At 64.1% G+C, this 21,010-nt stretch carries 19 protein-coding genes; 13 read left to right on the top strand and 6 right to left on the bottom strand.

Going from position 1 to position 21,010, the window contains the following annotated elements; translation table 11 throughout:
- The first annotated feature begins 45 nt into the window (after positions 1–45).
- The 3 genes from O3297_RS06935 (at position 46) to O3297_RS06925 (ending at position 2,901) form a co-directional block, all read left to right on the top strand.
- A complete protein-coding gene (locus O3297_RS06935) occupies positions 46–924 on the top strand; it encodes a peptidase (protein WP_305048169.1) in 879 nt (292 codons plus the stop codon).
- Positions 925–1,032: 108 nt separating this feature from the next.
- A complete protein-coding gene (locus O3297_RS06930) occupies positions 1,033–2,373 on the top strand; it encodes an alpha/beta hydrolase (protein ID WP_099387741.1) in 1,341 nt (446 codons plus the stop codon).
- A 102-nt stretch (positions 2,374–2,475) separates the two neighbouring features.
- Positions 2,476–2,901, top strand: coding sequence for a Fur family transcriptional regulator (locus O3297_RS06925; RefSeq protein WP_034787417.1), 426 nt, complete (start codon positions 2,476–2,478; stop codon positions 2,899–2,901).
- A 12-nt stretch (positions 2,902–2,913) separates the two neighbouring features.
- On the opposite strand, the gene O3297_RS06920 is transcribed toward O3297_RS06925, so the two are convergent.
- From O3297_RS06920 to zigA, 4 genes are read right to left on the bottom strand one after another with little or no spacing between them, the layout of a single operon-like run.
- Positions 2,914–3,432, bottom strand: coding sequence for a GNAT family N-acetyltransferase (locus O3297_RS06920; protein ID WP_305048168.1), 519 nt, complete (start codon positions 3,430–3,432; stop codon positions 2,914–2,916).
- A 44-nt stretch (positions 3,433–3,476) separates the two neighbouring features.
- The gene (locus O3297_RS06915) at positions 3,477–4,265 is read right to left on the bottom strand and encodes a hypothetical protein (RefSeq protein WP_305048167.1); all 789 of its coding nucleotides are present in this window, start codon (positions 4,263–4,265) and stop codon (positions 3,477–3,479) included.
- Positions 4,262–5,290 (bottom strand): GTP-binding protein, encoded by a 1,029-nt coding sequence (locus tag O3297_RS06910; RefSeq protein WP_305048166.1) that lies wholly within the window; start codon positions 5,288–5,290, stop codon positions 4,262–4,264. The genes O3297_RS06915 and O3297_RS06910 overlap by 4 nt, the downstream gene beginning before the upstream one ends.
- A gap of 19 nt (positions 5,291–5,309) precedes the next feature.
- The gene (gene zigA, locus O3297_RS06905) at positions 5,310–6,536 is read right to left on the bottom strand and encodes a zinc metallochaperone GTPase ZigA (RefSeq protein WP_305048165.1); all 1,227 of its coding nucleotides are present in this window, start codon (positions 6,534–6,536) and stop codon (positions 5,310–5,312) included.
- Between the two features lie 140 nt (positions 6,537–6,676).
- On the opposite strand from zigA, the gene O3297_RS06900 reads away from it, so the two are divergent.
- The 7 genes from O3297_RS06900 (at position 6,677) to O3297_RS06870 (ending at position 14,120) form a co-directional block, all read left to right on the top strand.
- Positions 6,677–7,333, top strand: coding sequence for an ABC transporter ATP-binding protein (locus tag O3297_RS06900; protein WP_305048164.1), 657 nt, complete (start codon positions 6,677–6,679; stop codon positions 7,331–7,333).
- On the top strand, positions 7,330–8,526 hold the full coding sequence (locus tag O3297_RS06895) for an FtsX-like permease family protein (RefSeq protein WP_305048163.1): 1,197 nt from the start codon (positions 7,330–7,332) through the stop codon (positions 8,524–8,526). The genes O3297_RS06900 and O3297_RS06895 overlap by 4 nt, the downstream gene beginning before the upstream one ends.
- 10 nt (positions 8,527–8,536) lie before the next feature.
- Positions 8,537–9,004: a DUF3299 domain-containing protein gene (locus tag O3297_RS06890; RefSeq protein ID WP_070254407.1), complete on the top strand. Its 468-nt coding sequence runs from the start codon at positions 8,537–8,539 to the stop codon at positions 9,002–9,004.
- Positions 9,001–9,456, top strand: coding sequence for a TlpA disulfide reductase family protein (locus O3297_RS06885; RefSeq protein WP_305048162.1), 456 nt, complete (start codon positions 9,001–9,003; stop codon positions 9,454–9,456). The genes O3297_RS06890 and O3297_RS06885 overlap by 4 nt, the downstream gene beginning before the upstream one ends.
- An 83-nt stretch (positions 9,457–9,539) precedes the next feature.
- The gene (locus O3297_RS06880) at positions 9,540–11,636 is read left to right on the top strand and encodes a bifunctional 2',3'-cyclic-nucleotide 2'-phosphodiesterase/3'-nucleotidase (RefSeq protein ID WP_305048161.1); all 2,097 of its coding nucleotides are present in this window, start codon (positions 9,540–9,542) and stop codon (positions 11,634–11,636) included.
- 56 nt (positions 11,637–11,692) lie between these two features.
- Positions 11,693–12,385, top strand: a complete 693-nt coding sequence (locus O3297_RS06875; RefSeq protein ID WP_305048160.1) for a tetratricopeptide repeat protein — start codon at positions 11,693–11,695, stop codon at positions 12,383–12,385.
- 298 nt (positions 12,386–12,683) lie between these two features.
- Complete coding sequence (locus O3297_RS06870; RefSeq protein WP_092604865.1) at positions 12,684–14,120, top strand: catalase; 1,437 nt, start codon at positions 12,684–12,686, stop codon at positions 14,118–14,120.
- Positions 14,121–14,209: 89 nt separating this feature from the next.
- Here the strand turns inward: O3297_RS06870 and O3297_RS06865 are convergent, their stop codons facing one another.
- Entirely contained in the window at positions 14,210–14,557 is a 348-nt protein-coding gene (locus tag O3297_RS06865) for a hypothetical protein (protein ID WP_099387732.1), read from the bottom strand.
- Positions 14,558–14,727: 170 nt separating this feature from the next.
- Complete coding sequence (locus O3297_RS06860) at positions 14,728–15,909, bottom strand: hypothetical protein (protein ID WP_305048159.1); 1,182 nt, start codon at positions 15,907–15,909, stop codon at positions 14,728–14,730.
- A gap of 256 nt (positions 15,910–16,165) precedes the next feature.
- Here O3297_RS06860 and O3297_RS06855 point away from each other — a divergent pair, with 256 nt between their 5' ends.
- From O3297_RS06855 to O3297_RS06845, 3 genes are read left to right on the top strand one after another with little or no spacing between them, the layout of a single operon-like run.
- Positions 16,166–18,130, top strand: coding sequence for a serine protein kinase (locus tag O3297_RS06855; protein ID WP_099387730.1), 1,965 nt, complete (start codon positions 16,166–16,168; stop codon positions 18,128–18,130).
- Between the two features lie 2 nt (positions 18,131–18,132).
- The gene (locus O3297_RS06850; protein ID WP_305048158.1) at positions 18,133–19,419 is read left to right on the top strand and encodes a DUF444 family protein; all 1,287 of its coding nucleotides are present in this window, start codon (positions 18,133–18,135) and stop codon (positions 19,417–19,419) included.
- On the top strand, positions 19,416–20,924 hold the full coding sequence (locus O3297_RS06845) for a SpoVR family protein (RefSeq protein WP_305048157.1): 1,509 nt from the start codon (positions 19,416–19,418) through the stop codon (positions 20,922–20,924). The genes O3297_RS06850 and O3297_RS06845 overlap by 4 nt, the downstream gene beginning before the upstream one ends.
- The last annotated feature ends 86 nt before the right edge of the window (positions 20,925–21,010 follow it).

Genomic DNA, 21,010 nt, shown 5'->3' with positions numbered 1-21,010 from the left:
CCCGGCTGGTGTAGAATGCTACCCCTTTTGACTTGATTTACGACGATGACTTATTGCATAGGCATGCGCCTGAACGAAGGCCTGGTCTTCCTGTCCGACTCCCGCACGAATGCCGGCGTGGACCAGGTGGGCACCTTCCGCAAGATGAGCGTGTTCGAGAACCCGGGCGACCGCATGCTGGTCCTGATGACGGCCGGCAACCTGTCGATCTCGCAGGCGATCCGCCAGATCGTTTCCGAACACGTGGATGCGGACGGACGCAGCATCTGGAACGTGGCCAGCATGTACGATGCGGCGCGCATCGTGGGCGAAGCCGTGCGCACCGTGCACCTGCGCGAAGCGAAGGCCCTGGCCGACTGCGGCATCGATTTCAATGTCAGCATCATTTTAGGCGGCCAGATAGGCGCCGAGCGCTGCCGGCTGTTCCAGGTGTATTCTGCCGGCAATTTCATCGAATCGCACGATGAAAACACGTATTTCCAGATCGGCGAAGCGAAATACGGCAAGCCCATCATCGATCGGGTCATCAACCCGTTCACGGGCCTGGACGAGGCGGCCAAGTGCGCCCTCATTTCCATGGATTCCACCTTGCGCTCGAACATTTCCGTCGGCTTGCCGCTGGACCTGCTCGTCTACGAGACGGGCAGCCTGGCCGTCACGCGTTTTGTCACCATCGATGAAAAGAACCAGTATTTCCGCATGATCCGCGACACCTGGGGCGAGCAATTGAAACATGTGTTCGAAGGCATCGTCGACCCCGTGTGGAATGCGGCGCCGGAGACCACCACGAATGTGCTGTCGTCCACCAACATGCACAGCAAGCCAGTGCGCGTGGCCATCCCCGAACACGTGAGCCGCGGCGGCCTGACGGTAGCGCCCCTGCAGTCGCTGGCGCAGCAGTTTAGCGACGACAAGCAGCATTGACCGTAGCCGCGCCCGCTGCATGGGGCGCTGGACAAATCGCTTTTCGCGTGCTTTTATGGCAATATGGATTGACATTCGATCCAGATTGACCTGAAAGGCAGGTGGCGCATGGACTTGATCACTTCCGCTGTCGTGGCAGCCATCGGGCATGGCGCGCCCGGCCACGCTCCCGAAGCCATCGCCAGCCACTATGCGCGGCTCAAGCAGGCCATCGCCAAGTTCGACAGCGCCGCCGCCATCCTCGCCGCCATCGCCGCGCTGGAAGCCGACCCTGCCGATACCCGGCTGCAACTGGCCCTGTCGGCCGCCCTGTCCAGCGCGAAAGTGCCCGATGACATGGAAACCCTGTTTGCCGCGCAAGGCTTGCTCGACTCTCTGCAGCGGCCCTTCCCTCAGGTTCCCGACGTGGAAGCCGTGCCCGACCCGGCCGATAAAACCGCCGTCATCTCGAATTATGCGGTGCTAAAGGTGTATTTCGCCACGGACCGCCAGCGCGACGTGGGCAAGCCGCCGGCCCAGCGCTTCAGCGGCGAACGCAACATCATGGGCGGCAATGGCCCGCTCAGCTATGGCAGCTGCGACATCAGCATCCCCCGCGACCATCGCATGGGCCAGCTGGAATCGCCGTCGCTGTGGCGCCTGGAGTTTCGCGACGATCCGGCCAAGCACGTGGTGCTGCTGTCGGCCGAGGTGCAAGACCGCGACAACTTCTTTGCCGCCTTGAAGACCCAGATCCGCGCCTCGGCCGGCAAGAGCGCCTTTATCTTCGTGCATGGCTATAACGTGAGTTTCGAGGATGCGGCGCGGCGCACGGGACAGATGGCCTACGACCTGGGCTTTGACGGCGCGCCCGTGTTCTACAGCTGGCCGTCGCGCGGCGAGGTGGCCGGCTACACCATCGATGAAAACAATATCGAGTGGAGCACGCCCCACCTCACCAGCTTCCTGGCCGACTTTCTCGCCAGCACGGAGGCGGCGCAAGTGTATCTGGTCGGACACAGCATGGGCAGCCGCGGCCTGGCGCGCGCCGTAGCCGACTTGCTGGCCGCGCAGCCGCAACTGGCGCAAAAGATTACGGAAATCATCCTGTCCGCGCCCGATATCGACGCCGCCATCTTCAAGCACGATATCGCGCCGAAACTGGCCGCAGCGCGCAACCCCGTCACCTTGTATGCCTCGTCGCAAGACCTGGCCCTGGCCGCTTCGAAAGCCGTGCACGGCTACCGGCGGGCAGGCGACAGCGGCGCCGGCATGCTGATCGTGGCGGGCGTGGAAACCATCGATGCCAGCGGGGTCGACACGAGCTTCATGAAACACGCGTATTTCGCGGAAAAGCGCTCCGCCCTGTCCGACATGTTCTATCTGATACGCAACCATGCGCGCGCCGACCAGCGCTTTCTCGACCCCGTCGATACGGTGGCCGGCCGCTATTGGACGTTCAAACCATGACGCCGTTCCATCCGGTGCGGCACGCATGCTAAGATACGGCCCAGAGGGTGGCAAAGGCACGGCGATGACGCCGCCAGCCGATCCCCCGCAAGCAGGCCTATCATGTTGACATCATCTTCTACACCGCAAGCCGAATCGCTGATCCGCAACACCAACGCCCGCGTCACCAAGACACGCGTGAAGGTGCTCGACTTTTTAATGGCGCAAAGCCGTTCGCTGACCCACCATGAAATCCAGCAGGCGCTGTCGCAGGACAGCGATATCGATTCCGTCACCCTGTACCGGGTACTGGAATGGCTGACGGAAAATGAACTGGTGCACCGCATCGCCGGTGCCGACCAGGTGTGGCGCTTCAGCGCGGGCGCAGGCCACCAGGCGCACGAGCACGCGCACTTCCAGTGCACCAAATGCGCGAACGTCACCTGCTTCAATGAAGTCAAGCTGCCCCCGCCCGTGCTGTTGCCGGAAGGTTTCAGCGGCGGCGAAGTCGATTACCTGATCAAGGGGCTGTGCCCGCGCTGCAAGTAAGCGGCAGCAGTATTACCTGATCAATAAAGCCAGGTGATGCTCGTCGTAAAACAAGTCGCCCACGCGCATCGAGCGCGGTTCCGTGCCATACGCGATAAATCCCAGCGATTCATACAGGCCCAGGGCGGCATTGTTTTCCGCATTCACGCTCAAGTGCACTTGCATGACGGCAGGATCCGTCTCGGCCTGCTCGATGCAGGCGTTCACGAGACGCCGCGCCACGCCCTTGCCCCGCTGCGCCACATCGACGAACACCCCCCACAGCAAGGCCTTGTGCGACAGTTGCCGCATGGATTCGCGCCGCAAGCCGGCAAAGCCGACCAGGCGTTCGCCATCGAAGGCGCCAAACGCCCGGTGCAACGGGCCGCCGGCGATGCGCTGCACATGTTCTTCAGGCGTGCGCCCCAGCTCATCCTCGCGCGACGAGGAAAACGAGCTGGGCGAATCGAGAATGGCGCGCAGGCGCAGCGCGCAAAAGGCGGCGGTGTCGGCCGGCGTCAGCAGGCGAATGACGATTTCAGGTGCGGGCATGGTGGAATCCGGCAGTTTTTTTCCATTATACCCACGCCCCCGCCTCAGGCACGCACGCGGCGCAAACCCAGCAAGGTCCAGCCATACAGGGCCGCCATCAGCAGCACCATGGCCGCACCCAGGGCCGCCGTCCAGCTTTCCGGCAGCGACCAGGCGGAATCGAGCTTGCCGGCCGCCATGTAAGCGGCCATGGCCACGCAGATGGCGACGATGGGCCAGCCCAGGCGGCGCCGGAAGGCTCGCACGAGGTCAATCTGGCCGGTGCGCATGACTTTTGCCGTGACCCAGCCATCGAAGGTATCCGTCACGCCCATGCCCACGGCAAACACCAGGCCGGTCAGCAAGGCTGGCTGCATGCCGCCCAGCGCGACGGCCGCATAGCCCCAGGCGGCGGCTTGCAGGGCCGTGTCGAAGACCAGCGCGAACAGCATGCCGACGAGGATGGCGGCGAGCGGCCCGGATGCGCTCCGCAGCCAGCGTGGCAGCAGCCGCCCGCGCACCTCGGCCAGTTGCGCGCCGGCCAGCAGGCTGCGCGCATTCATGCCGGCGATGAGCAGCAGCAAGCCGATGGGCAGCCATTCCAGCCACCCGAACAAGTTTGGCGATGGCGTGAACTGCGCCGAGGCCAGGGCGGCCACGGCCACGATGGCGAGCACGGTAAGGCCATGCCCCAGCGCAAACAGCGCGCCCATCCACGGCGCCCAGCGCGGCGATGCGGCCTGGCTGCGCAGGGTCAGGCCATCGACGGCGGCCAGGTGGTCCGGTTCCAGCCCATGCCGCATGCCGAGCAGGAAGATCAGCGCCAGGGCGGGCAAGCCCGCTTCCACGCTCATGCCGCCTCCCCGGCCATCACCTCGGCCATCATGCTCGCTGGGCTGGCGGCGCCGGACACGCAACGGTCCAGGCCCCGCGTCAGCATATCCCGCGGCAAGTCGCGCCCGATAAAGATCATCTTGCTGGCGCGCGTCTCGCCGTCGCGCCACGGCGCGCCCAGTTCCGAGCCCATCAGCATGTGCACGCCCTGGAATACGGCACGGCATGGCAGATCGGCAACATACAAAATGCCCTTGTAGCGCATCAGCTGGGTGCCGAACAGCTGCACCACGGCATCGAGAAAATTTTCCACCTGCAGCAGATTCAGGGGCTGGGACTGATGGTAGACGAACGATTGCACGCCGTCGCCATGGCGGTGCCCCAATTCTCCCAGGAAATCCGGCTCCAGCTCGACGATGGCGTTCAAGTTGAAACCGCAGATGTTCAGGATGTCGCGCAGCGGTACATTGCCAAAGCGCACTTTCTGTATGCTGGCGCGGCCATTGATGGCGATCAGCCGTTGCCGCAGCGCGGCCAGCTCATCCTTGCTGACCAGGTCCGTCTTCGACAGCAGGATGCGGTCGGCAAAGCCCACCTGCTCCTGCGCTTCCTTGTGCGCCGTCAATTGCTGCTGCGCGTGGCGCGCGTCGACCACCGTCAAAATGGCGTCGAGCATGTAGAATTCGCTGACGGACGGCTCCGCAAAGAAGGTTTGCGCCACGGGGCCAGGCGCGGCCAGGCCCGTCGTTTCGATGATCACGTGGTCGAAGGCGATGGTGCCCGATGCGCGCCTGGCGTGCAGCTCGCCCAGGATGCGGATCAGGTCGCCGCGCACGCTGCAGCAGATGCAGCCATTGTTCATTTCCACGATCTGCTCGTCGCTGTCCTGCACCAGCAAGCCATGGTCGATGCTTTCGGCGGCGAATTCGTTTTCGATCACGGCGATGCGCACGCCGTGATCGCCCTGCAATATGCGTTTGAGCAAGGTGGTTTTCCCGCTGCCGAGAAAACCCGTGATGATGGTGACGGGGATCAGTTCTGTCATATTTCTTTCCTATCGATGGTTAATCTTCAAGTTCTTCCATGCGTTGCCATTGGGGAAACGGGTCGGGCAGCTTGCGCCAGGCGGCCATGCCCTGGCGCGTTTCCGTATAGTTGAGTTGACATTTCTTCAAGTCCGCCTCGATGGCGGCCTGGTCCATGTCCTGGCCGATGAAGACGAGCTCCTGGTAGCGGTCGCCATATGTTTCGCTCCAGCCCGCCTTGACTTCCGCCAGCGAGGCCGCATCCGTGGGCCAGCGCTCCTTCGGCACGGAGGCCCACCACAGGCCCACGGGTTCGATATTCATCAGCTTGCCCGCGCCGGACAGGCTGGCCACCCATTCGGGACGGCTGGCCAGCCAGAAATAACCCTTGCTGCGCACCACGCCCTTGATCGGCTGGGCAATGTAGTCATGCAGGCGCTGCGCGTGGAACGGCTCCTTCGCCCGGTAGACGAAGCTGCTGATGCCATACGTTTCCGTCTCCGGCGTGTGGCTGCCGGCCAATTCCTGGGCCCAGCCCGGCATGCTGGCCGCCTGCTCCAGGTCGAACAAGTTCGTGCCCAGGATGGCGTCCAGCGGCACGATGGACTGGTTGGTTTCGATGATGCGCGCACCGGGATTGAGGGCTTTTAAAATGGCCAGCACGCGCAGGCGCTCGTCCGCCGCCACCATGTCGACCTTGTTGAGGACGATGACATTGGCAAATTCGATCTGTTCCGTGAGTAAATTGGCCAGTTGGCGGTCGTCGCCCTCGCCGGCGATCTCGCCGCGCTGCTCCAGGCTGTCTTCGCTATGGAAATCCGCCAGCAGGTTGGCGCAGTCCACCACGGTGACCATGCAGTCGATGCGCGCCACGTCGTTCAGGCTGTCGCCGTGCTCATCCTCGAAGTCGAAGGTGGCGGCCACGGGCATCGGTTCGCCCACGCCCGTCGATTCGATCAACAGATAGTCGAAGCGGTCTTCCGCAGCCAGGCGCCGCACTTCCAGCAACAGATCGTCGCGCAGGGTGCAGCAGATGCAGCCGTTGGACATTTCCACGAGTTTTTCTTCCGTGCGCGACAGGGCCGCGCCAGCCGCTGCGGCACTGTCTTTTACCAGCGAGGCGTCGATATTGACTTCGCTCATGTCGTTGACGATGACGGCCACGCGCTTGCCTTCGCGGTTGCGCAGTATGTGGTTAAGCAAGGTGGTCTTGCCGGCGCCGAGAAAGCCGGACAGGACGGTGACGGGGAGTTTGCGTTGGGTCATGGGTATCTTTCGGATGGGGCGATCAGGTTGGCAATCAAGCAGGTTGCATTTCAAATGCAAGTCTATTGCGTTTGAATTATAATGCAGCTCAGTTGCATTTGCGCAGCAATCTTTGCCAGCTAGCCACCCGAAAGAATTCCATGCTCCACCTCGCCTCCCTGACCTATGGCTATGATCCAGCCTGCCCCGTGCTGGACATCGCCGCCTTTCACTTGCCCGCCGGGCGCCACGCGTTGCTGCTGGGGCCGTCCGGCTCCGGCAAATCCACCTTGCTGCATTTGCTGGCCGGCATCCTGGCGCCCCAGGCGGGTCGCCTCGACGTGGCGGGAACGTCCCTGCCCGGCCTGACGCCACGCCAGCGCGACAGCTGGCGCGGCCGCGCCATCGGCTTGCTACCCCAGCAACTGGCGCTGGTGCCCAGCTTGAACGTCCTCGACAATGTCTTGCTGCCTGCCTACGCCAGCGGCCAGCGGCCCGATCCGGCCCGCGCGGCCAGTCTGCTGGGCCAGCTGGGCCTGGCGGACAAGCTCGATACCTATCCGCACGCCTTGAGCGGCGGCCAGCGGCAACGGGCCGCCATCGCGCGCGCCGTTGTCATGCACCCGCAACTGATCCTGGCCGACGAGCCGACGGACAACCTCGATGACGCCGCCTGCGCCGCCGTCGTCACCTTGATGGCTTGCCAGGCCGCGCAAGTTGGCGCCTCGCTGGTGATTGCCAGCCACGACGCCAGGGTACTGGCCGCCCTGCCCGATGCTCTCGTGCTGCGCCTGCCCCGCGCCAGGGGTGCGGTATGAACGCGGCCACCCTGGCCTGGCGCGCCCTGCGCCACAAGCCGCTGGCGTCCAGCCTGAACCTGCTGCTGGTCGCCATCGGCATCGCCATGATGACCTTCATACTCGGCGTATCGAGCCAGCTGGAAGAGCACGCCGAACGCGATGCGCAAGGCATCGACCTGGTGGTGGGCGCGAAAGGCTCGCCCTTGCAGCTGATCCTGTCGTCCGTGTATCACGCCGATATTCCGACCGGTAACATTCCCGACAGCGCGCTGGCGGCGCTGGCCGCACAGCCGCTGGTGAAATCCGCGATTCCGCTCGCGCTGGGAGACAACTTCCACGATTTCCGCATCGTCGGCAGCACGACGGCGCTGCTGGACCACTATGGCGCGCACCTGGCGCAAGGAAAACTGTTTACGCAAGCCATGCAAGCCGTGTTCGGCGCCCGCGCCGCCCGCGAAACGGGCGCCACCCTTGGCGCCAGATTTGCCGGCTCGCACGGGCTGGCGGCGGGCGGCGAAGTGCACGAACACGCGCCGTACACGGTGACGGGCATCCTGGCGCCCACGGGCACGGTGCTGGACCGGCTGATCCTCACGCCCGTCGCTTCCGTATGGCAAGTGCATGAAACGGACCCCGATGAGCAGCCGGCCGTGCCAGCCGCCGCGCCCGAGCGCGAACTGACGGCCGTGCTGGTGCAATACGCATCTCCCCTGGCCGCGATCAGCCTGCCCCGCTGGGTGAACAGTCAGGCCCGGCTGCAGGCGGCGCAGCCCGCTTTCGAGGCGGCACGGCTGTTCAACCTGCTAGGCGTGGGCATCGATGTGCTGCGGGCGATTGCCGCCGGCGTATTGCTGGTGGCGGCCCTGTCGCTGTTCGTGGCGCTGTACGGCGCGCTGGAAGAGCGCAAGACCGACCTGGCCATCCTGCGCACCCTGGGCGCCTCGCCCGCCAAACTGCTGCGCTTGCTGCTGGCGCAAGGCTTGCTGCTGTCATTGACGGGCGCGGCGCTGGGCTGGCTGCTGGGCCATGCGGCCGTCGGCTTGCTGGGCTGGCTGGCATCGATGCAGGACCTGAACCTGCAAGCGTGGCGCATTGTCCCCGGCGAAGCGTGGCTGCCCGTCATCGCCGTGGCCGTGGGTTTGCTGGCCGCCGCCATTCCCGCCGCGCGCGCCTACCGCACCGATATCGCCGCCACCCTGGCGCGTCCCTGAAAGGAAAGACATGCTGAAAATCATGCTATTGGGCGCTGGACTGCTGCTGGCCGGCAGCGCCGCAGCGGCCCCCGCCGACGAGCCGCCGTCGTTCTTCGCCCCCTTGACGGACTTGCCCGGCGTCGTATCGTGGAAACTGCTGGGCCAGGCCACCACGGTGAAGGCGAAAAAAGGCCGCATGGTGCCGAAATACACGCCGGAAATCAGCGCGCTCGACAATACCGACGTGAAAGTGCAAGGTTTCATGATGCCGCTGGAACCAGGACAAAAGCAGAAACACTTCCTGCTGACCGTCACCTCGGCCAGCTGTCCCTTTTGCCTGCCTGCCGGCCCGGAAGGCGTGGTGGAAATCAAGAGCCGGACACCCGTGAAATTCAGCTATGCGCCCTTCATCGTGCAAGGCAAGCTGAAGGTACTGGCCAGCGACCCCATGGGCCTGTATTACCGCATGACGGATGCCGCCGTGGTGCCGCAATGACACGCTGGCCGGCATTATTGCTTTTGCTGGCCGGCCATGCGGCTGCCGCACCGCTGTCCTTCGACCTGCCCCGCCTCGATGCGGATGGCAGCATCCGCCTGGGCCAGTTCCCAGGCCAGCCTGTGGTGCTGAACTTCTGGGCCAGCAATTGCCTGCCGTGCATCCAGGAGTTGCCGATATTCAATGCCCACGCCGCCAGCCAGCCGACACTCCCCGTCATCGGCATCGCCATCGACACGCGGGCGGCCGCGCAAGCGTTCCTGCGCAGCCACCCGGCCAGCTATCCCCAGGCCCTGGCCGCGCCCGCCTTGCTGCCCATCTTTGGCAATCAAATCAAGGGCTTGCCGTACACAGTGATTGTAAATTCTGAACATCTGATCTGTACACGGCACTTGGGCGCCGTCGATGCGGCCTGGCTGGCCAAGGCCGTGGCCGCCTGCGCGCAGCCCTGATTCCATGCGCCTTGCACGGCTGTCATCGCCGCGTCATATGGCGGCGTTACAGTCGCGTCCTTTGACTCTCTACGAGGGCGGTAATGAAAACAAATTGTGTCATGCTGGCGGCGCTGGCAAGCGTGGGTCTCGTTGCTTGCAACGGCAATTCGAATACGGCGCCGGCCATTCCCGAAGGCACGACGGTCACCGTGGCATTGCTGGAAACCACCGATATCCACTCGAACGTCCTCAGCTATAACTACTATGCGCTGGCCGAAGACACGAGCCTGGGGCTGGAGCGCACCTCGACCCTGATCCAGGCGGCGCGCGCGGAAAATCCGAACAACGTCTTGCTCGACGATGGCGACGTCATCCAGGGCACCTTGCTGGCCGACCTGCAGGCCGTGGCGGCGCCCGTGCCCTGCTCCGGCACGCTGGCCGTGCACAAGGCCATGAACGCGCTGAAATACGATGCGGGCGGCATGGGCAACCATGAATTCAACTATGGCTTGCCCTACCTGAGCCAGATCACCAACACGGATTTCGGCATTCCCGGCGTGGCCAAGCCGACGGGCACGTGCGGCGCGCCAGCCTTCCCTTCCGTGCTGAGCAATGTCGTCGGCGTGTCCAGCGGCAAGCCGATTTTCCAGCCCTACACCCTGCTGCCCCGCGATTTCGCCGCCACGGCGCCCGATGGCAGCAAGCTGACCGTGAAAATCAATGTGGGGGTGCTGAGCTTTGTGCCGCCGCAAATCCTCGAATGGGATCAAAAAGTGCTCGCTGGCAAAGTCAGCGTGACGGGCGTGCAGGAAGCGGCGAAACAATACGTGCCGGAATTGCGCAACAAGGGCGCCGACCTCGTCGTGGCCCTGTCGCATGGCGGGCTGGACACGAGCGCCTACAGTCCGAAAATGGAAAACGGCAGCTATCATTTGACCAACACGGGCATCGATGCGCTGATGATCGGCCACTCGCACTTGATCTTCCCGAAAGGCAAGGAAGAAGGCGCGGCCGCACTGGACGCGTCGTTTGCCGCCTTCCCCGCCAGCGCGAAGATCGACGCCGTCAACGGCTTTGTGAACGGCGTGCCCACCGTCATGGCGCAAAGCTGGGGCCGCCGCTTGGGCATCATCAAGCTGACGATGGCTTATCAGGGCGGTAAATGGGTAGTGCAGCCGGCCAAGACGACGGTGGAATCGCGCGGCTTCAAGTACACGGATGGCAAGACCCTCGTGAAAGCCGACCCGGCCATCGCTCCTCTCGTGGCCACCGAGCACGCAGCCACCATCGCCTACGCCAAGCAGCCGCTGGGCATCAGCACGGATTTCGAGATGTCCGCCTATTTTGCGCTGGTGGGCGACGTGAGCGCCATCCAGCTGGTGAACCAGGCGCAGCTCGACTACGTGAAGAATTTCATTGCCACCAGCACCGATGCGACCTTGTCCAGCTACAAGAACATCCCCGTCATTTCCTGCAGCGCGCCATTCAAGGCGGGCCGCAACGGGCCGTCGGACTTCACGGACGTGGCCGCGGGCGCTTCCCCGGCCGCGCCGGTCGGCTTGCAAGTGCGCAATCCGGGCGACCTGTATTTATATAGCAATAACAACCTGCAAGCCGTGAAGATCAAGGGCGCGGACTTGAAGGCGTGGCTGGAAACGTCGGCCAAACAATTCAACCAGATCGATCCGGCCAGTGCGGCCGAGCAAGACCTGGTGCCGTCGTATGGCACGATCTATAACTATGACGTGTTCTACGCGGAAAACAATGCGCTGACGTACCAGATCGACGTGACGAAAAAGCCGGGCAGCCGCATCGTCAACCTCACGTACAAGGGGGCGGCGGTGGCCGATGGCGATGATTTCATCGTTGCTACCAACGACTACCGCGCCGGTGGCGGCGGCGCCGTGCCTGGCATCGATGGCAGCAAGACCATCATCAAGTCGCCCGATGCGAACCAGGCCGTGGTCAGCAACTACCTGGCGTCGCTCAGCACCAAGGGCGGCAAGGTCACGCTGGCGGCCAATGGCAGCGCGCGCAGCTGGAGCTTCGTCAAGACGGCCACGGCCGGTCCCGTGATCCTGCGCTCGGCGCCGGGCCATCTGGCGCTGGCGCAAGGCAGCGGCATCAGCAACGTGGCGGCCGAAGGCGGCCTCGACGCCAGCGGCTTTGCCAAGTACCGCATCGACCTGAGCAAATAAGGTCCGAGGGCCGGAACAAGCGCAGTTCCGGCCTGTTTTGATGAAAGGTAATCCCAATGAAACACGCACTCTCCCTCCCCGCCGTCGTGCTGGCGGCAGCCCTGGCCGCCTGCCAGGCATCGCCACCGCCCACGGCGGCGGAAATCGAAGCCGTCGCCATGCATGCGCGCCAGGCGGGCGACCACCAGGCCGAGCGCAAGGTCCGCGGCTGGGCCGGCAAGGACATGCCCGTCGCCGAGCGCGAACTGGCGCTGATTTACCAGCCCCGTGCCGAACGCCGCGCCGAGGCCCTGGCCTTGTTCGAACAGGCGGCCCGCGCCGGCGACACGGAAGCTGCCTTCGAACTGGGCCAGATGCTGCGCGCGGCCACGCCGGCCCAAGCCTGGCTGTGGTACCGGCAAGCGGCGCAGCAAGGCCATGCAAAGGCGGCATTGATGCTGGGCTTGCTGGCGGCGAATGGCGAAGGCGTGCCGAAAGATCAAGGTGAAGCGGCGCGCTGGCTGGACAAGTCGAGCGAGCTGGGCAATCCACACGCCATGTTCCTGCTGTACAACGCCTACCGTGAAGGCCGCGGCGTGCCGCGCGACCTGGCCAAGGGGCGCGAATTGCTGGAGGAAGCGGCCCACCATGAATACCCGCCCGCCATCCAGGAACTGGCCATGACGGTGCAGGCGGACGACGCCCTGCGCGCCGGCCACCTGATGAAGGAAGCGACGGAGCACCGGCATAACAATTGGAACCGTTTTTAAAAAACTGGGTTTTAAAATCTGGACAAAAGGCCAGTGGCGTGAGCTAGGCCTGCCTTTATATACTTGTAACTTGCAAGCGTGCGGGAGCGGCAGCCATTCAGCGCTTATGATACAAGGATGCCGCCTGTGCTTGCATGGGCGGCGTGGCAAGCCGTCTCGCACAAAAAGGTTTACACTGAAATTGCATTTTAGAAATTTTACTCTGGACCAGCCCCGGTGAGTGTTCATTCAACCCAGCCAGTGTTTGAGTAGCGCCGGTGCGTCCATTGCTCTGCCTAGCCATGAAAGAAAGAGTCCAATGAAAAAGCTGACCACCGCCTTTGGCGCGCCTGTAGTCGATAACCAGAACATCCAGACGGCCGGCCCACGCGGCCCCGCCCTGCTGCAAGATGTGTGGTTCCTGGAAAAGCTGGCCCACTTCGACCGCGAAGTCATTCCCGAGCGCCGCATGCATGCCAAGGGTTCCGGCGCGCACGGCACGTTTACCGTCACGCACGATATCACGCGCTACACGCGCGCGAAAATCTTTGGCGAAGTGGGCAAGAAAACGCCGATGTTCGCGCGCTTTTCCACGGTAGCCGGCGAACGGGGCGCGGCGGACGCGGAACGCGATATCCGCGGCTTCGCCCTGAAGTTCTACACGGAAGAAGGCAACTGGGACCTGGTCGGCAACAATACGCCCGTGTTTTTCATGCGCGACCCATTGAAATTTCCCGATTTGAATCACGCCATCAAGCGCGACCCGCGCACGGGCTTGCGCAGCGCCAACAGCAACTGGGACTTCTGGACCTCGCTGCCCGAAGCCCTGCACCAGGTCACGGTGGTGATGAGCGACCGTGGCTTGCCGCGCAGCTTCCGCCATATGCATGGCTTCGGCAGCCATACCTTCAGCTTCCTGAATGCGCAAAACGAGCGTTTCTGGGTCAAGTTCACGTTCAAGACCCAGCAAGGGATTCAAAATCTGACGGATGCCGAAGCCGAAGAACTGGTAGGCAAGGACCGCGAAAGCTCGCACCGCGACTTGTACGAGAGCATCGAAAACAAGGATTTCCCCCGCTGGACCCTGTACGTGCAGATCATGCCGGAAAAAGAGGCAGGCACCTATCACCTCAACCCGTTTGACCTGTCGAAAGTATGGCCGCACGGCGACTATCCGCTGATCGAAGTGGGCGTGCTGGAACTGAACCGCAATGCGGACAATCACTTTGCCGAAGTGGAACAAGCCGCCTTCAACCCGGCCAACGTGGTGCCAGGCATCAGCTTTTCGCCGGACAAGATGCTGCAAGGCCGGCTGTTTTCGTATGGCGACGCGCAGCGCTACCGCCTCGGCGTAAACCACAGCCATATCCCTGTCAACGCGCCGAAATGCCCGTTCCACAGCTATCACCGCGACGGCCAGATGCGGGTCGACGGCAACCAGGGCGGAACCTTGGGCTATGAACCGAACAGCGAGCAGGAATGGGCCGAGCAGCCCGATTTCCGCGAACCGCCGCTGAGCATCGAAGGCGCGGCCGACCACTGGAACCACCGTGTCGACGAGGATTACTATTCGCAGCCGCGTGCCCTGTTCCGCCTGATGACGCCGGCACAGCAGCAAGCCTTGTTCGACAACACGGCCCGCGCCATCTCGGGCGCTTCGGAACAAGTCAAGCAACGCCACATCGGCAACTGCACCCTGTGCGACCCTGCCTATGGCGCGGGCGTGGCTGAAGCGATCGGCCGCCTGAGCAAATAAGGCGGGCGGATAAGCGAAGCCGAAGGCCTGGCAACAGGTCTTCCTGCGGCTATGCGCAGCCCGGTGGCCTAGCCGTCGGGCTCGCCTACCTACCAGCGTTGGATATCGATCTGGCCCGTGATGCTCGTCTCCACCGGATAGCCCTCGACCTGCAACGGTACGCGCCGCTTGACGGACGAGTCGCGCAAATATACGACAAGCGCTTCCTTGCCCACGGCCGTCTGCCCCAGGCTGACGCCTTCCACGCCATCGATCGCCATCAGCGCCCGCTCGTTGCGCCGCTTTGCCGCTTCCAGGCGGCCCGGGGGCGCGGCAGGGGCGTAGTATCCCTGGCCCGCGCCGCCCATTCCCTGTCCAGAGGCATCATCCGGCAAATACGGCATGGCGGCGTCCTCGAAGACGGCATGGGGCGATTGTGCGAATTTACTGTTTGACATGACAGACCCTCCTGATGCCTTCCATGATACACCCGGCCATCCGGCGTTGCAGCACGCTTCGCCGGCCAACACCATGCGTGGCTGCTGCCCTTGACACATATCATCATCGTGCAAAAGACAGCGTGATGCAAGGCGGCGCAACGCCGCCGCGCCATGCCCTTGCAGCGTGCTCAGGTGTACAAATTGATGTCGAGCGCCACCACCACCCGCCGCATCTGGTTGGCAAACGTGATATTGCCGCCGCCGGCAAACAGCAGTCCGACGGGATTGCGCTGCTGGTTCCACGTCCAGATGGACGAGCCGGAATCGCCGCCGGCGCTGAATGCGCCGCTGACGCCCGTGATGGCGATCTGGTCTTGGAACAGCGCGATCCTGCCGCCGCCGTAATTGACGTTGATGGTAGCGCCCAGGCCCGTGATGCGGCCCTGCGTCAGCTGCGTCGTGCGACCGGACTTGCCAACCATCATGCCCAGCGCGGGCGCCACCAGCGCATTGCTGATGCGGAAGTACGCCGGCACGCCGCCGCTCAGGTAGACCAGTTCGGGGCGCACGCGGTCTGGCCAGGCCCAGCCGGTGGCGCAATCGACGAAATTGACGCCGCCGCTGAAATTGATGGGCACGAAGCGCTCGAGCACGGCCACCTGGTCTTGCGGGCAGCGGCCGCCATCGATGGGGCCCGGCTGCACGATGCAGTCGTTGAACACGCCGCCATTGGAATTGGCCAGCACATGATTATTGCTAAGAATCATCAAACGACTGTTGCGCGGCGCGCTGCGCCCCACAGCCAGGCAGCCGATGGTGCCGGCCGTGATGCGGAAATGCCCGACCGACACGCCGCCCGGCGCAGGGCGCAAACGGAAGCGGTGCGGCTGCGCATCGATCACGCCCGTGACGACGATGTTGACGGGCACCCTGTCGCTGGACACGGCGCGCACGCCCATGGCTCCCACGATGGCGGCCTTGGCGCGGTCGACGGAAGTGGGCTCGGCCACGTACAGGGTCAGGGCCGGCAAGCCCGGTTCGCCGGACGAACTGTCGCTGGCGCCCTCGCCCAGGCCGATGGACACGCCCTGGATATTGCCGCCGTCGCTGAAGGCGTCGGCTGCGCGCACGCCGCCCGCCTGGGAAATGCTTTGGCGCATGCCGTCTTCGATGCTGCGCTTGATTTCCAGCAATTCCATGCTGACGCCGCTCAAGGCGTCGGGCACGTCCGAGACGGACGCGCTCTCGATCGTATTATCGTCTTTGCCAGGGACGGAAAATTGGCCGACGGCCTCTTCATCGTCCGCGCTTTGTCCCCTGCCGCTGGCGCCAGGCGGGGCGCTGAAACCATTCTCGTTGCCTATCATCATGTTCTCCTCGTGGGTCGCCGCAAACCACCAGTCTGGACGGCCCGCGCCGGCCGGTATTGATCTGGATTGAACTGCGCTGGCGCATGGCGGCCCTGCCCCAACGGGGGCAGCGAGGATAAAAATAGTTCCCTCGTCAAGGTTGAGCGAGATCATGCGTGCGGCCAGAGGTGGCGCCGTATACTTGGCTGACAGGCTGGAACCGGGCCTGCTCCACGGCAGCAACGGTATGGATGGGGAAATAATGACGAGCCCTGGTATGACACGCCACGACGACGCGCCCGCGGGCGAGCAAGCAGGCCAGCATGCGGGTTTTGTGCACGGCATGGCGGCCTGGGCGGCAAAACACCGCATCCGCCCATGGGGCGGCAGTTTTGCCGACTTCATCGAGCAGATCCTGCCGGGCCGCGCGGCCCTGCTGACGCGCAGCGCGCACCAGTACCTGTGGGACATGATGCGCTGGAACGGCCAGACCGATGACAACGGGCGCTTCCGCTGCCGCCTGTTCGACGACGAGCTGTTCGGCATCGACGAGGCAATCGACCGGGTTGCCGCCTACTTCAAGGCCGCCGCCGCCGGCTCCGAGGTGGGCCGGCGCATGTTGCTATTGCTGGGCCCGCCGTCGGGGGGCAAGTCGACCATGGTGATCCTGCTCAAGCGGGGGCTGGAAGAATACAGCCACAGCAGCGAAGGCGCGCTGTACGGCATCGCCGGCTGTCCCGTGCACGAATCGCCGCTGCATCTGGTGCCGCACAGCATGCGCGCCGACTTTCGCGCCAGCTATGATGCCGAGCTGCAGGGCGAACTGTGCCCCCATTGCCGCGCCCGCCTGGAAGAACAGTACGCAGGCGATTTCCTGCGCATGCCCGTCGAGCGCATCCACCTGTCCGAGGCGGGCCGCTGCGGCATCGGCACGTATGCGCCGCACGATCCCACCACGGCCGACCTGGCCGACTTGGTCGGTTCCGTCGACCTGTCGAAAGTGGCTCAGTACGGCGACGAAGGCGATCCGCGCGCCTGGTCGTGGTCCGGCGCGGTATACGCGGCCAGCCGCGGCATGCTGGAAATGATCGAGATTCTCAAGGTCAAGCGGGAATTCCTCTATTTACTATTAACCCTGACGCAGGAAAAGAATGTCAAGGTGTCGCGCTTTCCCCTGATCTATCTCGACGAAACCATCCTCGCGCACACGAATCTGGCCGAATTTCGCAAATTCCTGCAAGAAAGCGAAAACGAGGCGCTGCTCGACCGCATGGTCATCGTGCAAGTGCCGTACACGCTCAATTATCGCGAGGAAGCACGCATCTACCGCAAGTTGATCCTGGCGGCCGCGCCCGCCTTCCGCGATGTACACCTCGATCCGCACGTGCTGCATGCGGCGGCCGTGTTTGCCATCCTCAGCCGTCTGCCCGAAGGCGAGGACAAGGAGGCCGAGCTGGTCAAGAAACTGCGCATCTACGCCGATGAAGACGTGGACGACTTGCAGCCGGCCGACATCCGCCGCATGCGCGAGCGCGACAAGGCGCCCGACGAGGGCCTGTCGGGCGTGTCGCCCCGTTTCGTCATCAATGCCCTGTCGCACGCCATCATTTCCGCCCAGCGCAACAGCCTGTCCACCATGGACGTGCTGCTGGCCCTGAAGGACGGCATTGAAAACGATGCGCGCATCGAACCACGGCGCAAGCGCAAGTGGGTCGATTACCTGGTGCTCACGCGCAAGGATTTCTATAACCGCTGGGTCAAGGCTGACGTGCACAAGGCCCTGTTCGTGTCGTTCGAGCAAGAAGCGCAAGACTTGCTGAACAAATATCTCGATGAAGTCGAAGCCATGCTCGACAACCGCCAGATCCGCGATCCCATCACCAGCGAAGAGCGCCGTCCCGACGAACGGTTCCTGCGCGCCGTGGAAGAAAAAATCCACATCAGCGACTCGGGCAAGCAATCTTTCCGACAAGAAGTGGTCCGCAAGGCCATGAGCGCCTTCAAGCGGGGCGAGCCATTTGGCCTGGGCAGCCATGCGCAACTGCACGACGCCATCCAGCAATACCTGTTCGAGCAGCGGCGCGACGTGCTGCGTCTGGTCGGCTCGGCCAAGCGCCCAGATGACGACGTGCGGTCCAGGATTTCGGCCGTCGAGCAGCGCCTGGTCGACGAATACGGCTATGACGCCCATAGCGCGCGCGAAGCGCTCAACTACGTAACCACCTTGCTGGCGCAGGAATAGCCATGTCCGCCACGACCTCGCCAGGCAACGGCAATCAGCATGGCCCTCCGGAACGGGATGGCCGCTCAGGCTCGCCAGCCACGGCAAGCAAGGTGCATTCCGCCGGCGCGACAGCGCCAACGGGCCCCGCGCCTGCCCTGGCCCAGCCGTGGTACGGGCTGTTCTCGCGCGGCGCGCGCGACTGGCTGCGCCACAACCAGAAAGTGCGCGACGCCGTGCAGGCGCACTTGCCCGAGCTGATCGCCACCCCTGACCTGATCGGCGGGCCGCAGCAACGCACGGTGCAAGTGCCCATGCGCCTGCTTGAACATGCGCATTTCCGCCTGGCGCCCGCGCGCAGCAGCGTGGGCGCGGGCCAGGGTGGCGGCCAGCCCGGCGATCTCCTGCGCGCGGCCCGCCCCGCCGCCACGGGCGGGGCGGGAACGCAAGGCGAAGGCGGCGATGGCGAGGGGGCGGTGCGCCTGCTGCTCGAGTTTCCCATCGACGATATTCTCGACTGGTTGTGGGACGCCTTCGAGCTGCCGCACCTGAAGCCGCGCCACCTGGGCGCCATCGATGAAGTCCGGCTCGTGCGTAGCGGCCTGGACCGTCATGGCGCCCGTTCGCGCCTGGACCGGCGGCGCACTGTCAAGGAAGCCATCAAGCGGCGTGCCTTGCAAACGCAGCCCGTGCCCTTCACCAATGACGACTTGCGCTACCGCCAGGTGCTGCCACAGCCCCGCCCCAGCGCGAATGCCGTCGTGTTTTTCGTGCTGGACGTATCGGCCAGCATGGCGCAGGCCGAGCGCAAGCTGGCCAAATCCTTCTTTTTCTTTGCCTTGCAGGGCTTGCGCCGCAGATATGTGCGCGTGGAAACACGCTTTATCGCCCATACGACGCGGGCGTGGGAGTTTTCCGAAGCCGAGTTCTTCCAGGTCAACGGCATGGGCGGCACCATGGCTTCCACCGCCTTTCGCCTGAGCCGGGAGCTGCTGCAGGAACACTACGCGCCGGGACGCTACAACGCCTATCTGTTCTATGCTTCCGATGGCGAGAATTTCAGCGAAGACCGGGGAGCGACCAGCCTGGTCCTGGGCGAACTGGGCACCTTGCTCAACTATATGGGCTATGTGGAAACCGTGCCTGGCGTGCCGCGCAGCCTGGAAACGGAAATGCACAGCCTGTGCGCCGAGCAGGAACGGCGCGGCTTGCCCTTGCACAGCAGCATCCTGAGCAAAAATGACGATATCTGGGCGGCCATCCGCACCTTTTTCCAGCACGAGGCGGCAGAAACGGAGGAACCGCCATGACCCAGCCTGACGCTCAGCGCCACGGCGACACGGCCGGCCCGGACGGCTACGCGACGCGCATCGAAGCGCTGGCGCGGGAACTGGGGCTGGCATTTGCACCCGTCGAGTTCGAGCTGGTGCCGGACAGCTTCATGGCCGAGATCGCCATCTATGGCTTGCCCGTGCGCATGCGCCACTGGTCGTTCGGCGTGCGCTACATCCACCAGCTCGTGCATCAAAAGATGGGCAACTCGCATATGTTCGAAGTCATGTTCCCCGGCGACCCTTGCCATGCCTACATGGCCGAACACAATTCCGTGGCGGAAAACACCCTCGTCACAGCGCATGTGCTGGGCCACGCCGACTTTGCCAGCCGCAATGCCCTGTTCCTGCGTTTCGGCGCCATGGCGGGCCAGCACATCCTGGAACAAAGCGCGGCACGGGCACAGCGTCTCGAAATGGCGCTGCAACGCCATGGGCAGGAGCCGGTGGAAGCCGTGCTCGACGCGGCACTGGCGCTGGAACAGCATGTGGACATCCACGCCGAGCTGCACCGCCCGCCCTATGCGGCATCCGGGCCAGCCTGCGTGGCGGGTACGCGCGACAGGAGCAGCGACGACGCTCCTTTTGCACAACGCTACCGGCGCCTGCCCGGCGAAGCGGCCGCGCGGGCGGCCCACGAGGCGGCACGGGCACGCGTGACGCAGCGCCCGCTCCTGCCGCCGCAGCCCGAATACGATTTATTATGGTTCATCGCGCAATATGCGCCGGAGCTGGCCGACTGGGAACGCGACATTTTCCTGGCCGTGCGCGAAGAGTCGTTTTACTTCTATCCCGTGTACGCCTGCCAGATCATGAACGAAGGCTGGGCCTCGTACTGGCATGCGCGGCTGCTGCGCGAAGCCGACTTCCTGCCGCCGGCCTTGTATCTGTCCGCCATCAAGTCGCATTCGGACGTGGTGCGCCCTTACGCGGGCGAGCACCAGCAGGCGCTGGCCGTCAATCCCTATCACCTGGGCTTTTGCATGTGGGAACACATCATCGAGCGCGAAGGATTGGCCCGGGCGCGCCAGATTTGCCGCGACGACGATGACTGCAGTTTCATACGCAACTATCTGGACGGCGAACTGGCTGACCGCCTGGGCCTGTTCGTGCATGAAAGCCGCCGCGATGGCGAAACGCGCCTGGCCAGCCGCGACTTGCGGGCCATCCGCGAAGCCATCCTGGCGCCCAAATACAACTATGGCGCGCCCTGCATCGCCGTGACCCTGCTCAATGACGACGGCAGCCTGGTGCTGCGCCACGATCACCAGCGCGACGGGCGCGGCCTGGACCTGGAGCGGGCGCAACAGGTGCTGGCCTACATCGCCCGCGTCTGGCGCCGCCCCGTCACCCTGCATACGGCTGATTTTCGCGGCACGCCCCGGGTTCTGCGCAGCAAGACCGACGGCGTACCGGAGCCGCCCGAACCGGCAGCGTCATCAACAACGTCAACAACGCCGACAGCGCCGCCCGTGCAACGCTAGACGACAGGAGGCCGGGTGGATATCAAGCATATGTGTCGGGTATGTGGATCGGACATATGTAACAAGCATATATATCAAGCATATAT

Origin of the sequence: Janthinobacterium sp. SUN128, from assembly GCF_030587275.1 — a bacterium.
In the GTDB taxonomy this organism is placed as follows: domain Bacteria; phylum Pseudomonadota; class Gammaproteobacteria; order Burkholderiales; family Burkholderiaceae_D; genus Janthinobacterium; species Janthinobacterium lividum.
The sequence above is the reverse complement of the archived record's forward strand: the minus strand, read 5'-3'. Positions and strand labels throughout refer to the sequence as shown.